This window comes from Denitrovibrio acetiphilus DSM 12809, assembly GCF_000025725.1.
Classification (GTDB): Bacteria; Chrysiogenota; Deferribacteres; order Deferribacterales; family Geovibrionaceae; genus Denitrovibrio; species Denitrovibrio acetiphilus.
The window spans coordinates 1,742,681-1,768,115 of sequence record NC_013943.1 but is presented as its reverse complement, the minus strand read 5'-3'; the positions used below and the strand labels follow the sequence as shown (position 1 = coordinate 1,768,115).

General features: G+C 42.9%; 22 protein-coding genes. 14 read left to right on the top strand and 8 right to left on the bottom strand.

Annotated elements, in window-relative coordinates; all coding sequences use genetic code 11:
• Positions 1 to 41: 41 nt before the first annotated feature.
• From DACET_RS08430 to DACET_RS16305, 7 genes are all read left to right on the top strand, one after another.
• On the top strand, positions 42 to 710 hold the full coding sequence (locus tag DACET_RS08430; RefSeq protein ID WP_169304213.1) for a TorD/DmsD family molecular chaperone: 669 nt from the start codon (positions 42 to 44) through the stop codon (positions 708 to 710).
• Positions 711 to 881: 171 nt separating this feature from the next.
• Complete coding sequence (locus DACET_RS08425; RefSeq protein WP_013010954.1) at positions 882 to 2,819, top strand: DUF3373 domain-containing protein; 1,938 nt, start codon at positions 882 to 884, stop codon at positions 2,817 to 2,819.
• 636 nt (positions 2,820 to 3,455) lie between these two features.
• Positions 3,456 to 5,789, top strand: a complete 2,334-nt coding sequence (locus DACET_RS08420) for a molybdopterin-containing oxidoreductase family protein (protein WP_013010953.1) — start codon at positions 3,456 to 3,458, stop codon at positions 5,787 to 5,789.
• 11 nt (positions 5,790 to 5,800) lie between these two features.
• Positions 5,801 to 6,355: a 4Fe-4S dicluster domain-containing protein gene (locus tag DACET_RS08415; protein ID WP_013010952.1), complete on the top strand. Its 555-nt coding sequence runs from the start codon at positions 5,801 to 5,803 to the stop codon at positions 6,353 to 6,355.
• 14 nt (positions 6,356 to 6,369) lie between these two features.
• On the top strand, positions 6,370 to 7,581 hold the full coding sequence (nrfD, locus tag DACET_RS08410; protein ID WP_013010951.1) for an NrfD/PsrC family molybdoenzyme membrane anchor subunit: 1,212 nt from the start codon (positions 6,370 to 6,372) through the stop codon (positions 7,579 to 7,581).
• A gap of 300 nt (positions 7,582 to 7,881) precedes the next feature.
• Entirely contained in the window at positions 7,882 to 9,072 is a 1,191-nt protein-coding gene (locus tag DACET_RS08405) for a rhodanese-like domain-containing protein (RefSeq protein ID WP_013010950.1), read from the top strand.
• 56 nt (positions 9,073 to 9,128) lie between these two features.
• Positions 9,129 to 9,290: a hypothetical protein gene (locus DACET_RS16305; protein ID WP_169304212.1), complete on the top strand. Its 162-nt coding sequence runs from the start codon at positions 9,129 to 9,131 to the stop codon at positions 9,288 to 9,290.
• A 62-nt stretch (positions 9,291 to 9,352) separates the two neighbouring features.
• On the opposite strand, the gene mobB is transcribed toward DACET_RS16305, so the two are convergent.
• Positions 9,353 to 9,853, bottom strand: coding sequence for a molybdopterin-guanine dinucleotide biosynthesis protein B (gene mobB, locus DACET_RS08400; protein ID WP_013010949.1), 501 nt, complete (start codon positions 9,851 to 9,853; stop codon positions 9,353 to 9,355).
• Positions 9,854 to 9,935: 82 nt separating this feature from the next.
• Here mobB and mobA point away from each other — a divergent pair, with 82 nt between their 5' ends.
• Complete coding sequence (gene mobA / locus DACET_RS08395; protein ID WP_013010948.1) at positions 9,936 to 10,529, top strand: molybdenum cofactor guanylyltransferase; 594 nt, start codon at positions 9,936 to 9,938, stop codon at positions 10,527 to 10,529.
• Positions 10,522 to 11,451 (top strand): DHH family phosphoesterase, encoded by a 930-nt coding sequence (locus DACET_RS08390; protein WP_013010947.1) that lies wholly within the window; start codon positions 10,522 to 10,524, stop codon positions 11,449 to 11,451. The genes mobA and DACET_RS08390 overlap by 8 nt, the downstream gene beginning before the upstream one ends.
• An 81-nt stretch (positions 11,452 to 11,532) precedes the next feature.
• Here DACET_RS08390 and DACET_RS08385 read toward each other — a convergent pair whose 3' ends face one another.
• The 5 genes from DACET_RS08385 to DACET_RS08365 form a co-directional block, all read right to left on the bottom strand.
• On the bottom strand, positions 11,533 to 12,693 hold the full coding sequence (locus DACET_RS08385; RefSeq protein ID WP_052293522.1) for a methyl-accepting chemotaxis protein: 1,161 nt from the start codon (positions 12,691 to 12,693) through the stop codon (positions 11,533 to 11,535).
• Positions 12,694 to 12,776: 83 nt separating this feature from the next.
• Entirely contained in the window at positions 12,777 to 13,439 is a 663-nt protein-coding gene (locus DACET_RS08380; RefSeq protein ID WP_041229952.1) for a cache domain-containing protein, read from the bottom strand.
• 291 nt (positions 13,440 to 13,730) lie between these two features.
• Positions 13,731 to 16,067, bottom strand: a complete 2,337-nt coding sequence (locus DACET_RS08375) for an FAD-dependent oxidoreductase (RefSeq protein ID WP_013010946.1) — start codon at positions 16,065 to 16,067, stop codon at positions 13,731 to 13,733.
• Between the two features lie 13 nt (positions 16,068 to 16,080).
• Positions 16,081 to 17,721, bottom strand: coding sequence for a glutamate synthase-related protein (locus DACET_RS08370; protein WP_013010945.1), 1,641 nt, complete (start codon positions 17,719 to 17,721; stop codon positions 16,081 to 16,083).
• Positions 17,709 to 18,815 (bottom strand): class II glutamine amidotransferase domain-containing protein, encoded by a 1,107-nt coding sequence (locus DACET_RS08365; protein ID WP_013010944.1) that lies wholly within the window; start codon positions 18,813 to 18,815, stop codon positions 17,709 to 17,711. The genes DACET_RS08370 and DACET_RS08365 overlap by 13 nt, the downstream gene beginning before the upstream one ends.
• A 447-nt stretch (positions 18,816 to 19,262) precedes the next feature.
• Here DACET_RS08365 and DACET_RS08360 point away from each other — a divergent pair, with 447 nt between their 5' ends.
• The 3 genes from DACET_RS08360 to DACET_RS08350 are packed head-to-tail and all read left to right on the top strand — an operon-like array spanning position 19,263 to position 21,192.
• Positions 19,263 to 19,454, top strand: coding sequence for a MoaD/ThiS family protein (locus DACET_RS08360; protein WP_013010943.1), 192 nt, complete (start codon positions 19,263 to 19,265; stop codon positions 19,452 to 19,454).
• Positions 19,451 to 20,347, top strand: a complete 897-nt coding sequence (locus tag DACET_RS08355; RefSeq protein ID WP_013010942.1) for a PP-loop family protein — start codon at positions 19,451 to 19,453, stop codon at positions 20,345 to 20,347. Before DACET_RS08360 ends, DACET_RS08355 begins: the two co-directional genes overlap by 4 nt.
• Positions 20,344 to 21,192: a tRNA (adenine-N1)-methyltransferase gene (locus DACET_RS08350; protein ID WP_013010941.1), complete on the top strand. Its 849-nt coding sequence runs from the start codon at positions 20,344 to 20,346 to the stop codon at positions 21,190 to 21,192. The genes DACET_RS08355 and DACET_RS08350 overlap by 4 nt, the downstream gene beginning before the upstream one ends.
• On the opposite strand, the gene DACET_RS08345 is transcribed toward DACET_RS08350, so the two are convergent.
• On the bottom strand, positions 21,189 to 23,183 hold the full coding sequence (locus DACET_RS08345; RefSeq protein WP_013010940.1) for a type II secretion system protein: 1,995 nt from the start codon (positions 23,181 to 23,183) through the stop codon (positions 21,189 to 21,191). The genes DACET_RS08350 and DACET_RS08345 overlap by 4 nt on opposite strands.
• Positions 23,184 to 23,304: 121 nt before the next feature.
• On the opposite strand from DACET_RS08345, the gene DACET_RS08340 reads away from it, so the two are divergent.
• Positions 23,305 to 24,309 (top strand): type II secretion system protein, encoded by a 1,005-nt coding sequence (locus DACET_RS08340; RefSeq protein ID WP_013010939.1) that lies wholly within the window; start codon positions 23,305 to 23,307, stop codon positions 24,307 to 24,309.
• 3 nt (positions 24,310 to 24,312) lie between these two features.
• Entirely contained in the window at positions 24,313 to 25,050 is a 738-nt protein-coding gene (locus DACET_RS08335) for a flagellin (protein WP_013010938.1), read from the top strand.
• 25 nt (positions 25,051 to 25,075) lie between these two features.
• Here the strand turns inward: DACET_RS08335 and DACET_RS08330 are convergent, their stop codons facing one another.
• Positions 25,076 to 25,432 (bottom strand): hypothetical protein, encoded by a 357-nt coding sequence (locus tag DACET_RS08330; protein ID WP_013010937.1) that lies wholly within the window; start codon positions 25,430 to 25,432, stop codon positions 25,076 to 25,078.
• Positions 25,433 to 25,435: the final 3 nt, after the last annotated feature.

The following is a 25,435-nucleotide window of genomic DNA, read 5'->3' as shown; positions in this document are numbered from 1 at the left end:
CGGAAAGGTTTATTGTAATGTTTATATATAATGATTTTAAAATGTACGTATTAGCAGGCAATTATGAGAAAGCTAAATCTATGCTTTCTGATGCTGAGCTGGACGCCGAAACATTTGGGGCTGTTTCAAATGTTTCTATGTTTCTTTCTCTTGTTTTCAGGTATCCGGAAGAAGATGTTTATGACACACTTAACGATAACTGGGAAGCGTTTGCAGATTTCATTTCAGACTATTCAGATTCAAAAATAACACTTTATGATCACACAGAGATGGAGAGCGATTATATCAAACTGTTCGAGCAGGATATGGACGGTAATAAAATAGTCCCTTATATCTCTTTTTATACCGAAGATAATAAGATGCTTTATGGCGAAAGCACATTTAAAATACGGGAATGGATGGCACGGGCAGGTTTTGTCTTAGGCGAAGACGTGACCGAGCTTGAGGATCATGTTTATATTGTTCTCGAGTTTATCTCTATGCTGTTCAAAAAACTGTCAGAACCGGAAAATCTGGAAAGCTGGTATGGTTCTCTGCATAATTTATACAATGTGTTAGAGAATTACGGACCGGTACTCGCAGATCACTTTGCCGCGGCGGTGGCAAAGAGGGATGACATGCCGTTCTATCGTGATTTTTCAGTAATACTTTCGGGCTTTTTAAATGATATTGACCCGATTATGGAGGATGTTTTTACAGAAAGTAAGTGATTCTTAATAAAGAGTTTAGTGGCTTGCTGCGACACTCCTTGCTGAAAGTTCTGCGGGGGATTTTTTGCATGGTTAATAAGGATTGAAGAGGACAAATCCCAACGGTCCTCTATTGTCTCTTGCCGTTCATACAGGCGGTGACTGACACATATAAATACTAGGGAGTATTGTATGAAGAAAATTATATCTTTGATTCTTCTGGTCCTTGTCCCTGCATCTTTTGCATTTGCAGCGGATGTCACTCTTGAAGAGCTGAAATCCCAGATTACAGAGCTTCAGGATGAAGTACTTAAAATGTCCAGGCGTGTGGACAAAAACGAAGTACACCGTATTAAAGACAAAGTAGACATTGGTGTTGAGCTCCGTACGAGAGTTGACAGCATAAGCTACAAAGACGTCAGGGCTCTTCCTGCGATGGGTAACGACATGATGGGGCTGTGGCTCAGAGGTTACATGATCAACACTGATGCTGATGGTAATCCTGCAAACGCTACAGAGTCATGGGATACAAACAATAATGGTTTTAATGACGCATTTGACCCGTTTGCTGCAAACTCTGTCTATGGTCAGGAGCTTTATCAGTTTATAACAGATTTAGCTGCTAATCCTGATGTGACAGGTGCTATGATGACTAATCCTGAAATAACTTCATGGATGGGAACAGCAGAGGTTCAGACAGCTATTGGTAACATGATGACCAATTATGGCGCATCTCAGATGGAAGCTGCAATGATGGTATATATGCAGGATATGCTCTCATCTACCACTCTTTCAGCAACTCAGCTTCAGATGATGAAAACTCTTTTTTCTAATATGAAGCCGCGCAAATATGACCATAACAACAGTTCACTTTTTACTAACAGGCTCAGAATCAGACTTAACAGCCGTGTCAATGACAAGCTATCCTTTGCTGGTCGTCTTGTTATGAACAAAGTATGGTCTGACGCAAGTGACGTTCAGTGGATGGACGGATCATATAAGTCTATGTACCTTGACGGTAATGCAGGTTCTGTTCCTACTGATGACAAACTGCATGTTGAGAGAGCTTATTTTGTTTATAAAAATGAAATCGGTGATCTTGGCTGGCACTTCTCATTTGGTAGAAGGCCTTCAACTTTCGGTCCCGGTAAAGAAAATTCAGAATACGCAACTCTCGGCGGTTCACCTCTCTCTCACATAATTCAGTGGCAGTTTGACGGTGCTTCACTTCAGTTCGATTTTGAAAACCTTTTAGAATTTCTGCCAGGATCATTCATTAAGATTTGTTACGGTAAAGGCTTTGAGTCAGGCTGGGGTTCAAGCAATGCTATGGCGGCTAATAACGGGCTGATCGCTTCACCTGAAGTAGATGACGTTGAGTTTCTTGGTGTTATTGTTAAGTTTTACGATGATGACCAGTATAAGCTGTGGTACAACTTTGCAAGAGGTTTTGGTGTGACAGATGGTTTCACAGGTGCAGCAGTAATGCCGTTTACCGTAGTTGGTCAGAATACTGATCTCAGTGCGGATGGTTCATATGATGAATACCAGATAACTCCTAACTATTCTGGCTCTTCTTCTAGGCTTGAAGCCACCGCAGAAGTTGGTGACATGGAATGGCACTCACTTCTTGCTCAGGGTGAAACATTCGGATTTTCATGGTTTACTTCTTTTGCTATGTCCAAATCTCATCCTGACGGCAGATCAAGGTCTGCTATGTATCAGTTTATGGATATGGACAGGATGCTTGGTTCTAAAGATAGTAAAACCGGTACAAGTGTTTGGGTTGGTGTTGCTACTCCTGAGATACCTCTCACAGGTGGTAAATTCGGCTTTGAATACAATCAGGGTAGTAAATATTGGGTATCTATGACTGCTGCTGAGGACGACCTTGTAGGGTCTAAACTTGCTGTTCGCGGTAAGGTTTACGATGTCTACTATCATCAGCCGATCGTTGGCGACAGACTTTTTGCTACTATCGGATACCAGCACTTTGATTACGAATACACAGGCTCAGGTTCTTACCTTGGCGCTCCTAAAAAGATCGAAGATGCGACAGCCTTTGATACTATGATGGCTGTTACAGATAAAGTTGATAAAGTTTACGCTTCTTTCACATACAGATACTAATATCTGCGTGATAAGCTGAAATATAGGGCAGCCCGCTGAAGGCGTGTGCGGGCTGCCTTTTTACGTTTTTTTAAGAGCTTTGCATGATCTCGACCTTATCTATATAAGCAAGATAGATATGATAACACTGAAAAGTTTAAATGTTCAGCATGTGTTTTTTGTGCTCTGTTGTCATATTTAGTCAAAATTTTTATGAATATATATAAAATCTAATTATAGTCGTTTACTGTACTATATATCGCAATTGTTGCTGATAAGATTGTTTGCATACAGTTAAATCGTAATTTCTGTATATTTTTATATTTTTTCATTCTTATTTTTATACATAAGAGGTGTTTTTGTAAAGTAATGTTAGAGTTGATTATTTAATAAATCAAACTCGTTTCGCTCATGGGTATTCCTACTGAATTAATAGTAATATAATTCAGTTATAAACCATGTATTTTTGTTAAATGTAATAGTGCTTTATGCGTTTCGTTTAGTTCAGGAAACACGGTTATAAAATTTGATAAAACTGTACAGAAAGCACTTGCAATACGATCTTATGCTATGTATATTGTATACCGTATACAAAACATGAACTGGCGTGAAGTTTATAAATAACTGATAGTTATTGAAATACTAGGAGGTCCCTATATGAAGCTTTCCGGTATGAGTCTGAGCCGTAGGCGTTTTCTTGCGGCATCAGGTGGTGCAGTAGCTGCTGGGGTATTTGCTGCTAACCTAACTACCTTTAAAGCAGTGGCCAGCAGTGGTCATGATGCACCAGCACCTACTGGTGAAAAAGGCGAAAAACACATCGCATCTAGCTGTGAGATGTGTGTTAACAAATGTGGTTTCTTTGCTCACGTTGTAGACGGGAAAATAAAGAAACTCAATCCAAACCCAAAGTTTTTCAAAAGCCGTGCAATGCTTTGTGCTCGTGGTAACGCTGGCGCTGAAGAGCCGTACAATCATGAAAGACTTACAACTCCTCTTGTCAGAGTCGGTGAAAGGGGTGAGGGGAAGTGGAAGAAGATATCCTATGAAGAAGCTTTCAAAATGCTTGCAGAAAAACTTGCTGAGCATAAAGTGAAAAATCAGAACAGATCTTCTGTCCTGTTTGCATCTTCTGAGGGCTTTCAGGAGCACATGTTCCATTATCTTGTACAGTCATACGGTTCACTCAACACCGTAAGGCACCCAACCCTTTGCCTTTCTTCTGTTATTCAGGGGTGGTCTTCTGTTTTCGGGGTTTTCCCTGATGCAGATATGCACAATGCTATGTTTGCTATCATGTTTGGTTCAAACAGGGCAGAGGCTATAGTCACACCTGATTCAATAGATATTCAGAAAAACAGACCGAAAGGGCAGCAGATAGTTTATCTTGACCCGAGATACACAGCTACCGCAGCGAAAGCTGATAAGTGGTATCCTGTAAAGCCGGGGACAGACCTCGCTTTTGTTCTTGCCCTGATTAATGTTATCATAAGCGAAAATCTTCACGATGAAGCTTTTGTTAACGAATACACTCATGGTTTTGAAGAGCTTAAAGCTCATGTTAAACAATACACTCCTGAGTGGGCTGAAAATGAATGTGAAATCCCTGCGAGTGAAATCTACTGGACAGCCAGAGAGTTTGCCAAATATGCACCTCGCTCTATAGCATATCCCGGACGCAGAACAAGCTGGTATGTGAACGATGTTTACTTCCGCCGTGCCTGCGCAATACTTTCAGCCATATGCGGATGTTGGGACACTGAGGGCGGTATATGTCCTAAGTCTCCTGTTCCTATAAAAAAGTATGATGTACTTTTCCCTTATTACGAGCAGGCAGAAAGCAGGATAGATGTTGCTTCATACGGGGCTTTTGCAAATAATCTTCCCGATGATGAAAGATCCAGCTCCGGTCTTCCGAAAGATTCATGTACTTACCTTTCTGAAAAAGACGGTTCATGGACTCGTCTCAGAGATGCAGTTCTCAGGGAAGATCCTTATAAGGTCGATGCCATGGTTATCTATAAGCAAAACTTTATAGAAGCTGTACCTAACAGAAAGAAAACAATGCAGATGATAGACAAGATGGAATTCATCTGTGCTATAGACATTCAGATGACAGAAGCTGCCTATTATGCTGACCTTGTTATCCCTGAGTCAACATACCTTGAACGCTGGGATGTGGTTCACTCACTTTCCGGTATCTGGCCTATTGCAACATTCCGTCAGGCTGTTGTTGAACCTGTTTTCAAAACAAAATCAATGTTCGACATAGCTCAGGGTGTGGTTAATGAAATGGTTAAAATTCCTGAACTCTGGGATGATGCTGACGAATTTGAAGTAGATGATTTCAAAGATGAAATTGTTGACGGCATTCTTAATAAACCTATTCAGGACTATATTAAATACCAGCTCTCCGGACATCCGGGGGCATATGAGCAGATGCTTAAAGAGGGCGTTTTCTATCTTTCCGATAAACCAACATACGGAAATACAAGGAAACCGGGGTACAGGTTCAAAACCAGAACAGGTAAAATTGAGCTGCTTAACGTTAAATATGTTGCGGAAGGTCTTGACGGGCTCCCTACATATAGAGCACCCCGCCAGCCTGAGCCGGGTAAATATCGTTTCATCCTCGGACGTCACGCGTGGAACACCCATACAGGAACTCAGAACAACGGCTTCCTCTGGGAGATTCAGAAAGAGAACACTTTGTGGTTAAACAGTGCTGAGGCGAAAAAGCTTAACATTGTTGACGGCGACAGGGTGAAGGTGACAAGCAGTGTTGGAGAGCAGGAGCTTGCGGCATACGTAACAGAGAAGATTCGCCCTGACTGCGTATTTTATGCTCACGGTTTCGGTCGTCTCTCACCGCAGCTTAGCCACGTTTACAATAAAGGTGCCTCACAGGCAGAGATTCTCGAAGATTATATCGAACCTATCTCTGGTAATGCTGCGCTGCACGAAACATTTGTAACAATTACTAAGGCGTAACGGAGGCAACAATGAGCGAAAAGAAACTCGGAATTGTATTAGATGCTAAAAAATGCCTGAACTGTAAGGCATGCACTGTTGCCTGTAAGTTCGAAAACGGCGTTGAAGTTGGTGATGAGCTTTATAGAATATGGGTTGCTGAACTGCCTGTTCAGGGGACATATCCTAACCTCAGCATGGAGTTTGAACCTTCACAGTGTCAGCACTGCGAAAACACACCATGTGCCACAGTATGTCCTACATCTGCGACATACAGAACAGATGAGGGTGTTGTACTCATCGACTATAAAAGATGTATCATCTGCAAAGCATGTATGACAGCTTGCCCGTATGATGCAAGATTTGTGTCTGAGAAACACCACGCAATAGAAAAATGTACTTTCTGCTACCACAGGCTGGCAGAAGGCAGAGAACCGGCTTGTGTTGAAACATGTCCTACAAAGGTACGTGTTTTCGGCGACCTGAATGATCCTGAGTCAGAAGCAGCTAAGCTGAAAGGCAAAAATGCTACTTACCAGCTTAAGGCAGACAGAAATACAAAGCCAAGACTCTTTTACATAAAGTAGGCGGAGGATTAATAATGTCATCACACGCAGAAGCAAAGAAAAGTCCACTTGCTGGGCTGATCACTTATAATAAAGATATTCCCGTAATGCCGCTGATACTTCTCGGTCTGGTACTTGCCGGAATAGGCGCTGTGACTGCTCTGATAGTTTTCATCAACGGTCACGAAGAAATGTATGCCGTTAACAGAGAGGTTCCTTGGGGACTCCTTATCGGTACATATGCATATTTTGTTATCACATCCACAGGTCTCGCCTTCATCGGCGGTCTGGGGCACGCTTTCGGATTTGAGTCATTTAACAAAATCAGCAGAAGAATAGTTGTCCTTGCGACATTTGTACTCCTTGCCGGTTTCACTCAGATCCTTATGGAGATAGGGCATCCGATCAGAATGATCATTTATATGATGCTTTCTCCTAACCTCGCAGCTCCGATTCTCTGGATGGGTGTTTTCTACTCTATCGAGCTTGTTATCCTTGCTCTTGAGCTGGTTATTGTTTTTAAGGCTCACCCGACTGCAAAGGATCACAAAATGGCAGGCATCCTCGGGTTCCTCGCTCTTGTGGTAGGTACACTTGCAACATCAAACCTTGGATTTGTATTTGGTTCGCTTAACGCAAGACCTTGGTTTCACGGTATATACTTCTCCACTTTCCTTGTGATATCAGGTATTACTGCAGGTGCGGGACTTCTTATGCTTGTACACAATATTGTCTATAAGTTTAATATCCCTTCTGAGCTTAATGGTGCAATGAAATCACTCTCGAAGCTTATGAGCGGAGGAATAGGGATGATGATTTTTCTGTATCTCTGGAAGATACTTACATCTCTCTTCAACTCACCTGACGGAGCATACCAGTCTGTTATGGCTTTGATAAGCGGTCCACTTGCTCCACATTTCTGGATTGGCGAGATCGGACTTGCCATAATAGTTCCTCTTGCATTGCTTCTCTTAGCGAAAGGGAACACAAAAGTGTACGGGCTTGCCGGACTTGTTTTTATGGTCGGTCTGTTCTTTACCAGAGTAAACTTTATAGTTGCGGGACAGCTTCCTGTTATGAGAGCTGCAAACCCTGGAGCGAGAGTTCACGCTGATGCAAGCGGGCTTGCTGTATATTCACCGTCAGCCGCTGAGTGGGGCATATTTCTTCTCGGGATAGGCACCGCATTAGTGCTCTATTTCGCAGCTGAGAAGTTTATGGATCTTAAAACTCCTGAACATGATTAATTAACTAATTATATCAATAGCATAAGGCAGTCTTCGGGCTGCCTTTTTTTTGTTGAAAATTTGATAAATTGTATACAATAAACATTGCGAATCCTAAGATATAATGTATAATCAAACTGTTGTTGAAAATAACACTTCTTATGTTCTATGAGCTAAGAAACTGTTAAGTAAACAATTATATAGGTTTATATTAAGATATGAATAGTTGAATATATTATTATTCTAATATTAATATAAACTAATTAAAACATTGTTTTGAGTAAAAGTAGAGCGAATCATTAAAAACGTTGGAGGTTGTATATGCGTTTAATGAGCAGAATGCTTACTGTTATTGCACTGTTGGTTGCACTTATTGTGCTTGGTTGCGGACAGGCTGCTAAAAAGCCTGTTGCTGAGGCAAAAGCAAGTGTTGCTGATCAGGCTAAAGCTGCCGACTTTGAGCTTGTGAAAATTGATGAAATTAAAATGATAATCGGAAACGGTGTTTGGGACAAATCCAGAGGCACACTCGTTGATGCCCGTCCTGAAAGAAAGTACGACGGAGCCCACATCCCGACTTCAAAACTTATCCCTGACACAAAGTTCGATGAATTCTTTCCTGCTTTTGCTAAAGAAGTCAGTCCTGAAGACTATGTTGTGACTTTTTGCGGCGGTGTAAAGTGCGAAAAATCACTTATCGTTGCTGAAAAACTTAAAGAAAAAGGCTATACAAATGTTAAGATTTATCTTGACGGTCAGCCTGACTGGGACAAAAACGGCACATACAATGAGGTTTCACTTGAAGGAGCTAAAAAGCTTCACGCAAAAGGTGCAACATTCATAGATGCCCGTCCTGAAAGAAAATTCAAGAAGTCTACAATAGCTGGTTCTATTGTTGTTCCTGATACAAAATTTGATGAATTTAAAGGCAATCTGCCTGCTGATAAAAATACCTTGTCAGTTCCTTTCTGTGGCGGATACAAGTGTGAGAAATCTCATATCGTAGCTGAAAAAATGCTTGAAATGGGATACACAAATATACTTGTATATGCTGGCGGGGCTCCTGAGTGGAAAGCTGCGGGGCAGCCTATGGCTCCTGGCGGTGACGCTCCTGTTGCTAAAAAGCCTGTTGCTGTTGATTCTGCAAGCGGTTTCCCTGTCGAAGAGCCTGGGATACTCATTACTTCTTTCTTCGTAGAAAAGCTTCTTGATCCTGCCACACGTCCTGCCGATGTAACTATCGTGGACGTTCGTAACGACAATGAAGTCGCTGCGGGAAAAATCCCCGGAAGCATTCAGGTTTCTTCAAAAGAAGTTTCAGAAGGCTGTGACGCTTTCATTTCAAAAATGCCTCAGGAAGGCAGAGTTGTGTTTCATTGTGCATCAGGCGGCAGAGCCGGAGAAGTTTACTTCTTCCTTGCTGATGATTGTCAACCTGCTGATATCGATAGATATTACTTTCTCGACGCAGGTGTAAACTGTGATACACAGCCTTGTAAAATTGGCATGTAATCTACTGATATAGATGAATAAACGGGGAACTTTGGTTCCCCGTTTATTATGCGTGGATGAATGAGCTAATCACAGCTTTCGAGCTTATAAGTCATTGCGAGGAATGTAATGACGAAGCAATCTCAGGATTAACTAACGAGTCCAGAGACTGTCACAGCCCTGCGGGATTCGCAGCGACGTATTTTGCATATGCTCCAACTGTGACAACAAAGTTATAACTTCGTGTGTTAAGTATGTGCGAAGCAATAGGAACACGGGTTTACCTGTAGGGATCTATAAATTATATATTTAGTTTGTTTATTATGAAATCAACAATTTCATTGGTATTGTTGAGATCCAGCAGGTGGAAACCCTGAACTTCTGGATCATTCGGGCAGTCAGTTGCGATTGCCATCAGTTTATTGTCATCCCTGCATTGAAGCTTTGTAGAGAACCCGTTTCTGTACACTTCAATTTTGTGCTGGAGCTCCTGCTTAAACCCCTCTGCAACTACGATATCTGTGTTTTCAGGAAGCATGGCTACCAATTCAAAAATCGATTTTTCCTCTTCAACATCACTGATAAGAGCGAATTTGTTTTTATTCGAAATGATAATTGCAGATGCTCCGGCATTTTTGTGCCGCCATGTATCTTTCCCTTCTTTATCCATTTGGAAATCATGGGCATCATGTTTTACGGTGGAAACTTTATAGCCTCTGTTTACGAGTTCGGTGATAACTTTTTCAATGAGAGTGGTTTTTCCACAGCCGGAAGTTCCGACAAATGATACAAGTGGTTTCATATCTGCTCCATACTGTTTGTGTAAAATCAAATTTATGTGTAAACTCTACAAAAAGCAAGTTCGTCTTGAGCAGGAATTTATTATGAACATAAATATCGCAGTTATGGCGGGCGGTCAGAGCCGTCGGTTTAAAGCTGATAAAACTTTGGAATTATTCGATGGAAAGCCTCTCATCCAGCATTCTGTGGACAGATTGTCCGAAATTGCAGATAAAATTATTGTTGTTGCAAAAGATTGCCGTAAGTATTCTTTTCTCGAAGTAAAATGTCTGGAAGATGATTACTTTGTTCAGTGTCCTATGGTTGGTATTCTGACAGCTCTAAAGCACTTTAATGCGCCTGTTTTTACTGTTGCTGCCGATGTGCCTTTTCCAAACCCTGAGCACGTTAAAAAGCTTTTTAAGGCTCTTAAAGGGCATTTTTGTGCTATCCCTGATATCGAAGGTAAAGTACACCCGCTTTATTCATGCTACAGCACAGACGTTATACCGGCTTTTGAAAAAGCTCTGGCAGCAGAAGAGTACAGCCTTATGAAAGCATTAAAGGATTTGGATGTGGTATACTTAAACAATGAACATCTTTTCTGCTCGGAAAGTGAGAAAAAATCGTTTATAAATATTAATACAAGAGAAGATTATTTGCTGGCAAAAAGATATACAGGAGTTTCAGATGACTGATAACAAATTCAGGCTCGTTACCAGAAGCGATTTTGACGGACTTGTCTGCGCAGTTTTGTTGAAAGAACTTGACCTTATTGACGAGATTAAATTTGTACACCCGAAAGATATGCAGGACGGGCTTATTGAGATTTCAGACAATGATATAACAACCAATCTCCCGTATGTTGAAAGCGCCCATATTGCCTTCGACCACCACGTTAGCGAAACTTTACGGGTTGAAGAGCGTGAAAACCATATAATAGATCCGGATGCTCCATCTGCTGCAAGAGTAGTCTATAATTATTACGGCGGGGAAAAAAGATTTTCCGCAATTAACAAAGATATGATGCAAGCTGTTGACAGGGGAGATTCTGCTGACTTTACTCAGGATCAGGTTCTTAACCCCACGGGCTGGAACCTTATGAATTTCCTTATGGATGCCAGAACAGGGCTTGGCAGGTTCAAAGATTTCCGTATTTCTAATTATGATCTTATGTTGAAACTTATTGATCTCTGTAAAGATCAGCCTGTTGAGAAAATCATGGAAGACCCTGATGTGAAAGTACGCACGGAACTTTATAATGACCAGCAGCTGAAATGTATTGCTCAAATTAACAGATGCGCAGTTATTCATAAAAACCTTGTTGTGCTCGATCTGCGGGAAGAAGAGATTATTTATGCCGGTAACAGATTTTTGATTTACGCACTTTTCCCTGAGCAGAATATATCGATACATGTTCTGTGGGGGCTGAAGAAGCAGAATACTGTTTTTGCTACGGGTAAATCAATCTTCAATAAAACTTCTAACACTAATATCGGTGAACTGATGCTCCGCTACGGCGGCGGCGGTCACAAGAATGCCGGGACATGCCAGCTGCCTAACGACAGGGCTGAGGATGTTTTGCAGGAACTTATCATCTCTATTAATGCTGATGGCTGACAAAGAGGTGCAGATGTTTGTGGTTAGATTCTAAAGGGTTGAAAAAGGTGCTGAAAGGATATTCCAGCACCTATGTTGATGTTACTGAAGTTTGAAATGACTTATTTTTTCTTTAAGAATTTCCGCAACTTTGTTCATCTCTTTAGTAGCTTCGTTAATACCTTGAAGCTGGTCGTTATTGGACTCAGTTATGCTGGTTATTTCGTTGATACTGTTATTTATCTCATTAGTCGCTATAGATTGTTGCTCTGCGGCGGTGGCAATTTGATTTATCATATCTGTTGTTAAATTGTTAAACTCAAGTATCTCTTTGAGTCTAACTCCTGTCTGATCACCGACTTTAGTGCCTTTGGCAACTTCTTCGACACCCCCGCTGATCTGTCTTGTTGCTTCGACGGATTCATGCTGAAGGTTTTTAATCATTTCTGCGATCTCTCCGGTTGCTGATTGCGTTCTTTCTGCAAGTTTACGAACCTCATCTGCCACGACGGCGAATCCTCTTCCGGCTTCCCCGGCTCTTGCAGCTTCGATAGCAGCATTAAGTGCAAGAAGGTTTGTTTGGTCAGCTATGTCATTGATAACATTTATGATATCTCCTATATCTTCAGTTGATTTTCCAAGCTTGTCGATGACGCTTGCGGAGTGCTTGACTCTATCGGCTATACTGTTCATAGTTTTGATAGTTTCGGTAACTGAGCTGTAACCTTCATTAGCCTTAACCATTGTGTTTTTAGCCTGAGTTGATGTTTCTACAGAGTTCTGAGCGATCTGGGATACTGTTGTATTCATTTCTTCCACTGCCGATGCCAGATCGACTGTTTCATTAGTCTGTTCATCCAGACCTCTTGCTATGGAATCCACATTGTTTGTAAGGTTTTCACTCGAACTGCAAACACTGTTGGCAGAGTTGCTGACTTCTATCAGTACATTTTTAATGCTTCTGATGAAAGTGTTGAAAAGTTCTGCGACTTGCCCCAGCTCATCAGTCCTGTTTATCTCAAGTTCTTTTGTGAGGTCGCCCTCTCCATGGGCTATTTCGTTGAGTCTTACCAGAAGTTTATCAAGCGGTCTAAGAGATGTTCTGATTACAATTACAAGAACTGTCACTCCAACAGAAAGGAATATGGCAGCTATAAGTGTCATCTGCCACAGGAGGGCATTGATGTCTTTAAATACTTCATTGTTATTAAAAGCGACATTAATTACCCAGTCATTATTCGTTAGCTTGCTGTAATAAATCACCTGACCATCTCCAAAGGCGAGAGAACCATGGTTGCTGCTTTCCCATGAAGATGTTATTTTATCGTTATTATTGTTCAGTTCATTTATATTCTTTTATTCTTTTTCAGGATAAATTGTTCATCAGGGTGTATGATAATAAGCCCTGATTTGTTGGTGATAAATGTATACCCTGTTTCACCGTATATTTTATTGAGTATGTTTTTACGAAGATTTTCAATATTCAGATCGCATGCAACAACCCCAAGTACGTTACCATCTTGTTTGACAGCTTTGGCAAAGGATATCACCATTGCCCCGTCACTTGCATTTATATAAGGTTTTGTGATTATTACATCTTCTGAAGCAACTGCTGATTGATACCACGGTCTGGTTCTAGGGTCAAAATTATCCGGCAGGCTGGTAGGGGTGCTTGCTAAAAACTTCCCGTCAGCTTCAATCCCAAGGTATATCAAATCGTAATTTCCGACATCAGAGATTAGCTTCATCTGTTTTATCAGCTTATCTTCATCAGAGATATTATCTAAAATTGTATTAGCGGATACGTTCATTTCGTGTATTTTACTTTCAAGCCAGCTGTCGATGAAATTTCTTGTTTCGTCGGCATATGCTGTAAATTGGTTCTGAACACCCCTTTGTACGATTTTTTTAGAACCAAAATAACTTGATGAAATAACAACAATAAGAGTGAATGCGAAAACCAAAGCAGCAATGAAGCTGATTTTGAATTTTAGGCTTAAAGATCTCATAATAGTAACCTCATTTCAATGATTGTTTATATATTAATTCTACCAGATGATTTTAAAATTAAACTTTAAATGTGTTTTCATTGTGGATTAATAGGTGCTTTGCTGGAATAAACAGCAGATTTTGAGTGACAGAACCATTAAAGCAAAAGCCCACTCAGATGAGCGGGCTTATTATCTAGCTATTGATTTGTAAAAAAGTCATGGCTACTTCGCTTCCCGTGATGAAGAGAAAAGCGGTTTGTGGAGCCAGAAAGATTAACAAACGACTTTCACTGTGTTGCTGCCGTCCCGTTAGGACTCCATAAGCTTGTCAACCATTTCGTGCATTGTCCATACTCCGCAAGGGCAGACACCGGCGCATATTCCGCACCCGATACATTTTGACGGGTTGGACAGATATTCGAAAGTACCGTCTGGATTTTCTGTTCTGGTGATTGCCTGTTCCGGGCAGACTTCCAGGCAGAAGGAACAGTCACGGCAGAAACCGCAGCTCATGCAGCGTGTGGTCTCATCGCCTGCTTCCATCTCAGCCACACGGGTGGCGTTCAGGGGGTGATAATATTCATCTTTTATTTTGTCCTGCGGGATGACAGGAGCTTTCTCGAAGTTGTCTAGTTTACGTCCTGAGATCATTCTGTCTATGTTGATAGCCGCTTTGCGTCCGTCACCGAGAGCGTGTGTGAAAAGTCCTTGCTTGATAGCGTCGCCAGTGATGAAAACTTTTTCGTCGCCTTCGCACTGGAGATACTCGTTCATCTTCACAAGTCCCTTTTCGTTTAGCCAGTTCCGGTCGAGAAACTCGAAGTTAGGTCTGTCACCGATAGAGATGATAACAGTATCAGCTTCGATCATTGTGCCGTCTTTAAGCAGAACACCTTCGTCAGTGACTTTTTCCGTATAGCGTGGCCAGAGTATTTTTGCGCCAAGTTTTTTAGCGTGTTCTATTTCATTTTCAAAGGCTGCCGGTTTCTGGATGTCTATAGCTGTAACTTCTTTGGCGCCCATTTCGTAAGCACCGATAACAACATCCATTGCGGCGTTACCCGCACCTATAACTACAACTTTTTCGCCGACTTCTGGTTTGAGTCCCTTGTTTACTTCTTTGAGGAAGTCGAGTCCTTTGACCAGTTTTTCATGCCCTTCAAATGGAATTACAACCGGAACGTGTGCACCCACAGCGACAACAACAGCGTCGAAGCTTGCAGTTATCTCTTTAAATTTATTTTTGTCGACAAGTGTTTCTGTATGCACTTCAACACCAGTGTCCAGTATCCTTTTTATCTCAGTTTTGAGTATATCAGCAGCAAGACGCTCTGTTGGTATAACCTGTTTCAGTTTGCCGCCTATGACGCTGTCCTGCTCGAATACCTCCACCTGATAACCCATTTTACGCAGATGCCATGCGGCAGTAAGACCTGCACCGCCGGAACCTATGATTGCTATTTTCTCTTTTTTCTGTTTAACATCAAAGCCTTTAGCTATAACCTGTTTGGAGAGCTGACCAAGTTCTTTTATCTTCACAGGGATATCTATATGCTTACGTGAACATATATCCTGACAAAGATTAGGGCAGACCTGACCGCAGACAGAAGCAGGGAAAGGGCTGTAGTCTAAAACAAGCTCAAGTGCTTCCTGCAACTTGTTCTGCCGAAGCAGTGCGATACGTTTTTGTGTGGGGATAAATATAGGGCAGTTGAACTCACACGGTGCAGAATAGTGTGCATTTTGCCATTCCGGGTATTTCAGCCTGAGTTTATCTGTCTCGACATATTCGGCAACATAATAATCTTCCTCTATCAGGTCACCGAATATCCCCCCCTCGACCCATCTTTCCATGCGGAAATCATTGATGGACATCAGGGACTTCATCTTGCGCTCTTCGTATGTCTTGGCGACAACTTTTTTCCACTGGCTCATGTCTGCGAGTGTTTTAAGAGCGTCTTTCTTATCTATCTTTTCAAGGAATACAGGCAGACCCTGAGTGAGAAATTCTTTATCACTGGCGTCAAGATCCATAACCCATACATCTTTTGAGAGCCCTTTTGCTTTACCTCTGAAGTAAACTGTACCGCCCACCATGCCGACGCAGCTTCTGTCTCCCATGACAGAATCAAGCTCTTCGCAGCCGAGACCGCAGATTATGCCTATGCCTCCGCCCATAAATTCAAAGCTGAATGATCCTGTACTTTTCAGCACCCAGAACTCTGGGGCAGGGAATTTAGGATCGTCTTTCATCAGCGCACCGGAACGTGTTCCCGTGCGCCCTGCGACATAAATATTGCCTGTTGCCGCGCAGTGTGCAGTTGTGTCGCCGCCGTCACCTTTGAGCACGATGTTTGCACCAGCGTTAAGCCAGCCCACATCCGCAGGGGCGGAGCCTTCGATCTCTATTTCTGTGCCGTGCATACCCATAGAGCCCACACGCTGACCAGGATTTTTCACTTTAAATTTAAGTGTCTTTCCATCAGCGTTCCAGAGTGAGCCGCCGATATTGTGCTGACCAGATGCGATTACATCAAACTCTGTAACCCCTTCGTCCAGCTTGTCGTATATGTTATGAAGGAGCTTTTGAGTGGAGATCCTTTTTCCGTCTATAATACCGTCTATTTTTACTGTTTTATTAGCCATATCTTTCCCCTCCTTAACAGCTGTACTGGATGTTCAGTCTGTCTGCAACTGCCTTGTCTTCTGCTATGAGGCAGTCTGAACGCCCCACAGGTAGTGAGCTGTTGCCGATAGGAGCGAGCATCTTTTTAAGCTCGTAGTCAGTGGCGATGAAATAGTTGACTATCGCTTCAGCAACTTTGTCAATATCCAGCCTTTTAACAAGAGAAGGGTTTTGTGTGCATATGCCCACAGGACAGAGCCCGGTGTTGCATGCGTTGCATTTCCCGTGGTCGTTGCCTACACAGCCTGCAAGCTGAAGCATCAGTTTACCTGTGAAGACGCCGTTCGCACCGAGTGCGATCATCTTAAAGGCGTCCGCTGCGAGGTTCCAGTTCTGACCAAGACCACCTGCCGCCCAAAGCGGTATCTGACCTTGTTTCCCCTGATGAACGGCCGCATTATAGCAGTCACGCAGTTTGGAAACGATAGGGTGACCTGTGTGGTCGAGGGATATCTCATTTGCTGCGCCCGTACCGCCGTTGATACCGTCAAGGAAGAAACCGCCGACGATATTGTAAGGGTCACGGAGCAGGTTGTTATAAACTGATACAGAGGTTGAGCTTGCGGCTACCTTGATAGACACGGGAACCTCGAATTTAAACGCTGCATTGAAAGAGAGGAACATCTTTTGAACACTTTCTTCGATGGAGTAAAGCCCCTGATGGTTAGGAGGTGAAAGCAGGTCAGCCTTCGGCACGCCTCTGATTTCTGAAATGTGCGGAGCAACCTTTTTAGCAGGGAGAAGACCGCCGTCGCCCGGTTTTGCACCCTGACCGATTTTTATGAGTACACCGGCCGGAAGTTCCTGCATTTCGGGCATAGCGTTTATGATACGGTTCCATCCGAAGTGACCGGAAGCCACCTGAAGGATAGTGTATTTAAGGTATTTTGATTTCAGCAGTCGGGAAGGTACACCGCCTTCGCCTGAACACATGCGGATTGGTATACCGCACTCTTCGTTCAGATACGCTACAGCTATCGCCATAGCCTCCCACATCCGCCATGAAAGAGCACCTATCGACATGTCTCCTATGACTATGGGGTATATCCAGTTTACCTTTGGTGTGGCATCGTTCATTACGAGCTTGCCGTTTTGTATTTCGAAAGGCATTTCCCCTGCGGGGAGTACACGTCCGAAGGGGGCAAGCATGTCGAATGTGTGGCGCAGTGCGTCCAGTGACGGGTCTGTCATCTGAGAGATTCGTCCAACTCTGATCTTGTCCAGTGTGCGAACACTTGTTTCAAGGTTTGCCCGTCCGCCTCTTTTGTATGGATCTGCTACTGTAGCACGGTATTTTGCGCCGAAACGTGAGTCAGGATTGCGCTCGGGGTTTATCGCTTCATTCGGGCAGACCCTTTCGCATATACCGCATCCGCGGCAGAATTCATATTCGTTAACAACCTGTCTTATGACAGGGATAGTCTTAAACTCGACTTTAGGTTCAGGTGTTAGGTGGTCGCTAACTACCTTTCTACGTTTTTCAACGCCCGCTTCGATAGCTTTGAAAGGGCAGGCAGCAACGCATTTGCCGCACAGTGTACACCTGTCAGGTCTGTATGATATCTTCCAGTCCAGATCATCTCTGGAGATTTTGTTTACCTTCATTGTTGCCATCTCTGCACCTCCAGATCGTTTGTGATAACTACTGTTTCACGTTCATTGGTGTATATGTCTGTTGACCAGTCTCTGTCAGGCAGAATCTCGTTCAGACCTGTTACCTCTGACGCAATAACGGCAGTGTCTTCGGTACACCCGATAACAACAGGACGCAGTTTCTTAGCGTCGCAGGTGTTGAAAAGTGTTCCGTCGGGGAGAACACCGATGATGGTGTTCGGTCCGTTGATCTCAAGGTTGCCTAGAGCGGCACGGATACTTTTAAGTATCTCTTTGTCTTCCCTTTGCTCTGCTTCGTCGAATGGCAGGGGGGTTATGGTGTGCTTATAATAGCTGAGCGGCCATTTAAGCTTTTTGTGGATATAGTGCAGGGTGTAGAGAAAACACTGGGAGTCGGATTCGAACCCTATATACCCGCTGTAGAGGCTTTTCTGTATATTTTTATTCTTTTCATAGAAGGTGTTCTCTCCGTTTGCGAGGGCGGTATACCCCTGAAGGAAGAACGGGTGAGCAGCGTAGCGTACGATGTCGTAGTTTGTGTTTTGACGGCACTGGGCGGTGATGATTTTTGCTGTGAAGTCTTCATCTTCCTGCCACAGGTTGAAATAAGTTCCGATATCTGTGGGGTCGCCTATCTCTTTCAGAGTGAGCACATCAGGCCAGAAAGAATAGACATATCCGTCACCAGTCTCTTCAAGAGCTTTTCTTATTTTCAGTCTTGTTTCAACGAGGAGCTCTTCTTTCTCTTCAGCCGGCGCGTATTTATAGCTTTTAGGGTAATGTAAAACCTGAAAGATATACACAGGCATCGGCTCAATATCGAGGTCTTCCTCTGGGTTAATGTCCGGGTTCCATTGCATGATACGGGAGAAACCGGCATCGTGCAGGATGTCTTCTGCGATTTTTGTCCCCTGGTCAGTGCATGCCATTGAAAGTATCGGCAGCTCTTTGTAGTTCGCAAATCTTCCTCCAAGGTCCTGCATCACCATTGCAAATCCGGAGTTGTCATGTCCTTTCTGCATGGATCTCATGAGAGTCAGGGCCTTGGACGGGTGAATGTAATTTTTAGATTTGATAGCTCCTATTCGGCACATAATCCACCTCCAACTTTTTTCTTATAAGATATAAAGTGATAAATGTCAATTGTTGTTTTATAAGGCTGATGCTGGCATGATGCATAACTTTATAAGATTTTTGTTAAGTAAAAAATTAGAAAAGAAGAAAAAAGCGAGAAAAATGCTGATAAAGGATAAAGTTAATATGTGGTATTTTATATCCCTATAAAGAAAGGATCTTAGTGTTTTTTTATATTAATTTATCAGGTATTTACCTTTCGAATGGTTAGATTTCGATTTGCTGGTAAGAATGAACTGTTTAACTCATTTTGATTGATAGTGAAGGATATAGTTTTACTATGCTGATAAGTTTTCTGATGGCACTCATAAGAATATCTGATATTTCTAAATAAATTGACAAACTCACCTTATTCATCTAGTAATTATCACGAAACAAATGTTCATGGGGAAAGAGCGTATATAAAAATGATTATTGTCAACATGCCTGACGGAAAGGTGAAAGAGTGCAAGCGCAGACGCGTTAAAGACATACTTAAGGAACTGGGACTGAACGAAAATGCGGTTCTGGTTGCGAAAGGGGATGAACTCCTTACTCCCGATATAACAATAGATGACGGTGACGAAATCCGCATCATTTCAGTGGTGAGCGGCGGATGAAGTGCAGAAAATGCAGTGAAAAGGCTCTGATTACTCTCCGGAGACATAATGCATCATTTTGTAAGGAACATTTCAACGAGTTTTTTATAAAGCAGGTAGAGAAAGGCATCAAAGAATATAAGATGTTTGATTTCTCTGATAAAATAATGGTCTGTATCTCCGGCGGTAAGGATAGTCTCGTCCTCTGGTATCTGCTCCACAAGATGGGCTATGAAACAACCGGAATGTATATAAATCTCGGCATTGGCGAATATTCTGAGAAATCTCTTAGAAAAGTTGAAGCATTTACAGAGAAGTTCGGGCTGAAAGCTGTTATTGTCAACCTGACAGAGCTGGGGCACCCTATACCGCTGCTTGAGAAAAGTGTAAAGCGTCATGCCTGTTCTATATGCGGTATTGCAAAGCGGTATTATTTCAATAAAGTGGCATACGAGAATAATTTTGATGTTGTTGCCACAGGGCATAACCTTGACGATGAGTCTGCCAGACTTCTGGGTAATGTACTTAAGTGGGACCCCGCATACCTGAGCAAGATGGATCCTAATCTTCCGGAGGAAGGGGACTATATCAAAAGGAAGGTGAAACCGCTGATAAGGCTCACAGAGCTGGAAGTAGGCGCCTTTGCCTTTATGAACGGAATAGACTATATAACAGATGAGTGCCCTAAAAGTGTGGGTGCGACATCTATGCTTTATAAAGGTGTCCTTAACAGTCTGGAATCAGATATGCCGGGGACAAAACATTATTTTTATAATGAGTTTTTCCGCACAGTTGCCGACAGGTTCCGTGCGGACAGTGAAGAAAAAACAGAAATGTACAATTGCGCAGTCTGTGGTATGGAGAGTTTTCTCGAAACCTGTTCATTCTGCAAAATGCTGGAGAAAATGAAATGAGTAAACTTGAATACGGCTCGCTGTGTATTGCTGTAGATGAATTGAAAGGTAAGAGGCATCTTCTGAGGCTTAAAGAGGGGGGCAGGTTTACCGCCATGTACGGTTATGTTGACCACAGTGCAATTGTTGAGGGCGGGGACGGATGTTTCATTAATGCGTCCAAAGGACCTGGATACAGGTTTTTTTATCCAACATATTCTGATTATGTAATGAACATCAAGCGCAAAGCACAGATTATATATCCTAAAGACAGTGCCGCTATCCTTATGTGGGGTGATATCCGCGGAGGGCAGCGTGTGCTCGAGTCCGGTGTGGGGCAGGGTGCAATGTCTATGGCGATACTTAACACCATGGGCGGAAAAGGCGAGCTGATAAGCTATGAGATAAGAGAGGACTTTGCGGTACAGGCTGCGGACTTCATTCAGGAGTTCTATGGAGAAGCTGAAAACCATAAGATAGAGGTCAGAAGTGTCTACGAAGGTATAGACGGTGAGTTTGACCGTATAATACTCGACCTGCCGGAGCCATGGCATGTTGTGACACACTGCGAGACCGGTCTCCGCAACGGCGGGATAATAGTTGGCTATCTGCCGACGATACTTCAGGCTGTTACTTTTGTTGAAAACCTTAAATCTTCCGGTATATTTGAAGAGATAGAGACATTTGAGTTTACCAAGCGTCCATGGAAGATAGACGGGCGTTCTGTCAGACCGGAGATGTGGACATATAACCACAGCGCATTCTTAGTCAAAGCCCGTAAAGTTACAAGAAAACCTGTGGCAGAAGCAGCTCCTGAAGAGCCTGCTGATGATGTTGCTGAAGAGGAAATGCCGGCTGAAGATTAATTATATTCGCTGATTACTGCCTTGAAGTCGGAGAATTTAAAGAAGAAGTCGTTATTCCCTTTTTGCAGTGTTCCGGTTGTGAAGCCGAACCTGATGTAATCAAGAGTGTTTCTGCTGGTTGTATCATCTTCTATACAATCCATTACGACAGGTTCTCCCATCGGGTATTCAATACCGTTTACTGCTTTATCATAGGCGTAATATTTGCTTACGTCTGTCATGCTTGCCTCCAGCGATGGGGTAAGGCGCATATCGGCGACCATCTCTTTCCACATATAGACACAAATATGATTTTCTGTACCGGTTTTTTGGTTACACTCTGTTCCGTCCTCATTACACCCTGAAACAGCTTCAATGCGCACACCGAAGAGGTTTGCGTCATTAGTGCCGTAATTATTCGGTATTGCATCTTTGCTTTTGTCATAAAAGCACCCTGCACCTCTTAAGCCTGAGTTAACACATGCTTGATTAAATATGTCCAGTGTTTCTGAGTGAGAAGTTTTATGAACGACATTTCCGTAGCTGGAATATTTGCCGTTGTCGTCTTTTATTTTAGCGTAAGAGTCTATGGCTATATGGTTGTTGTTTATGTCGTTTTCACAGCGGTCCATATATAGGTCAAACTCCACTGCAAAGCTGTTTCCCCCAGGGATCCCGTCTGCATAGCTTTGGCATCTTCCTCCGTATCCCAGTCCGCTTCGGGTTTGCCCTGCTGCGCGTTCGGTGGTGAATGATGTGCCGTTTTCACGTTCGTATCTGCTGCGGATAACTGCGAATGTGAACCCCATAGGAATGCGCCATGAATTAGTCTTTTTGCTGTATTCCACAGTGAAATATGTACTGAGAAGACCGTTGTTGCCGAACTTCGGACATGCAACAGCAGGATGATCATCTGAACCGCACCCGTAAAAGGCTGTTACTGCGTTTGTGTCGTGGTTTTGCAGAAGTTTAAGCTCGTTTTCAACGTGGTCAATATAATAATCAGTTTTATCGTCATCGCTGCCGTTTCCGTTTTTGTCCGGCTCATCCATAAAGCTTTCGAACCCGTTGATTTCTCCCCCCTGAACAACTTCCATACCGCCGGGCAGATATTCCTGCTTACGGTAATCCTCTGCTATCCTGAGTACATAAAGCTTATCCGTTTTTGTTCCGCTGTTGTCTTTCAGGTAGACTTGCAGTTTCGTTCCGGCAGGGAAGATACTTTCGCTATATTCGTCTGTGTTGTAGGACGATCGTATTTCCGGAATGCTGGTTTCAGAGTAGGGTTTACCGGCACATTCTCCGGCATCATAGATGTCTGCTCCTGCAAAGGTAAAGTTTTTACGGATGCTTTCGTCTGTTGATTCGGCACACCACAAATACGGCGACTTTCCACCTTTTGGGTGCAGGGTGTAATTATAATCTGACATAGTATGAACCTGCGGAAGCTTGTCTTCTATTATGCTTAAGTTTCTGCTGTCACATGCTGCAAATCCTTTTAGAGAATCAAGTGTAAGCCAGCCTGTAATGTCGTCATATCTTTTTCCGTTTACTGTAACGGAGTCATTGTATAAATTTATAATATTGGCTGAATCATCAATCTGTTTTAAGCCGTTTAGCGAGTTACTGGCTACGAAGAAAGCCACGTTGTCAATTATTTCGGATGATGTGCATGGGTGGTCGCTGCATATTTTGACTTGCAGATTAGTTTTGTCTGCATTGCAGATGCTGTCTGATGATAATGTATCATCTGCTATGTAAATTAGGCTGTTTCCGAAGTCGTCTGTTATCGGAGAGACTATTTCAGAAAGTTCGGTGATGTTTGCCGGAATTTTGTGCGCTGTTGCGGCATTTTCGCTGATCTCTTTAATGACAGCTTCGACCTGATTTTTAGTCGCAGTGAAACGGCTGACGTTAAGACCTGCATTTATCATCCGTATTCCGCCGGCAGTCAGTACCCCTGTGATAAGAAGGACAATTGCCAGCTCGATGATTGTGAATCCACTCTTCAATCTAATCCTCGTATATGTCATTTTAATCCAGGCAGTAAGGTGGTTAAAAGTATTTATAGTACTGCCAGAGTATACAGAGTTTTCCGCTTTTTTATAAGTGTGAAATATAGTAAGCTTTTGCATGTTTAAAGGGGTTAAAGGTTTTTCCCTTGTGGAAATGGCAATTGTTCTGATTATATTTGGTCTGGTGCTGGCTTCGGCATCTTCTATATTGACGTTGTTTGTTAATAAGGGCGGGGCTGAAAGAACCCGGAAGATGATTGAAGCCAACAGAAATGTTCTTGTAAGTGTGGCAGCATCGGACGGGTATCTGCTTGATTTCAGTGATTCGAACAGAGACAGTGACAGCAAGCTTAAGAACAAGCTTACATATCCGAATGATGCCTACAGTAAGAAGTTTCTGCTTCTCACTGCCCCGTCTCTGGGGATTCCTGAAGCAAAGAAGGGGATTATAAATGACTATAGTCCTGTGTGCGGGACAAAGGGAACCGAATATAAGCTTCGTCTCTGTGATGATGATGACTGCGTTTCCGGTGGAACTGTTGTTAATGATATTGCCTTTGTGATCATCAGCGGTTCGCTGAATAAGAATATACAGACAGCACTGGACGAAGATACCGGTGAAGTAAAGGTTTATCCGCAAGGTGCCGAAGTTGACAACTACGCAGAAGATTTTAGCAGAGTTGAGAAGTATGACGATATAGTTGACTGGATGACACTTCCTGAGCTTCGGACAAAAGCCGGCTGTGAACCGGAAAAGCTTGATTTTCTCGACACGAATATGCCGGATGTGGAAGAGGGCGAAGAATACGATTATACTATTTACGGCAAAGGCGGAGTGCCTTTTGTGCAGTTCGGGGCGGATGATGTCCCTGAGTATGAGTTCAAGCTCCTTTCTGATGCTGACGGCTTTCTGGATACAGATATAAGAATAACTGTTGAGCCGGGCGGTCTCGGTCTTGATGCAGAAGGGGATAAAGAGCGGGGGGAGTATCTTTGGTTTCATAACAGCTCTTCAACACTGGCAAAAAATTCTTATCGTGTTAAAATAGTAATAAGCGACGACAGTACCTCTGGTGGTCAGAATGAGGTCACAAGAACGCTTTATATAATAAAACGGAACTGAATTATGATAGACAGAATAAACACCTCCCTGTCTGTTGGTGTGGACAGAGCGACGAAAAAAGCTGCAAATGCGCTGGAGAAAGTCACCGATAAAATAGCGGGGACAACATCCAATGCCGTTGATAATGCTGTGCTCGTGAGGCTGAACACTGCTTATAATGAAAATTACCAACAGGCAAGAAACGCACAGGATTCGATAAGTTATATGCAGACCAGAGACGGAGCACTGAGCTCTGTTAACGGGATGTTACAGGATTTAAGGGATCTTGCTGTGAGTATGGGGAATCCTATACTTAATGAATCAGATAAAGAGCTTATTGCTGGTCAGGCAAACAGCATCATGCAGGGGATAGAGTCTTTTGCCTCGTCGTCTGAGTTTAATTCTCACCAGATAATAGGTGATGTCGGTTTGTCGTCTTTGGGGCTTGATGGACTTGATTTCGGCTCAGATGGGACTTTGTCGGCGATAGACAGTGCTATCTCTTCTGTAGTAGGGAAAAGAGCAGAGACAGGGGCCTCAATATCAACTCTCAACGCCCGTATAGATAATCTGACAAATACAAATATCAATCTGGCAGAAGCGTCAGAGAGCTACACTGGCTCACTGGTTGAAGATATAGTTGAGTTGAATCAGTCAGTTACTGAGGCGATGGTTTCAGTAAAAGCTTTGGGCACATTTCTAGAAATTGACAGAAAAAGTGTTATGGGGCTTTTAGAACTTATAGACTCGCCAAAAGACTGAATTCATTTTGAAAAAAGCAGAATGATTAGGAAACGAAGTTAACAGCGGAACCTATTGCGGGTGCTGCGGACTGCATATATGTTTTAATGCCATACTGGATAGTATTTCCGGTGTCCTTTTGTTTTCTGACTGAGATCTCCTGCTGCTCTCTTTTTGTGAGTTCAGCAGGATTTGTTTCATTTTCGGTATAGTTTTCTGATTCAGTAATTTTACTGACATTCTCACTGTTATAGAGCTCAACAGCTTCTGCGGACAGACTAACACTGTCAACAGATTTGGGCGCCTTCTCCTGTGCGGTTTCCAGCTTGGCTGGACGAACAGGTTCGACCTTGTTCAAAGTTGTTATTCTTCCGGTCATTCCGGTCAGTATAGCATCTATCATGAC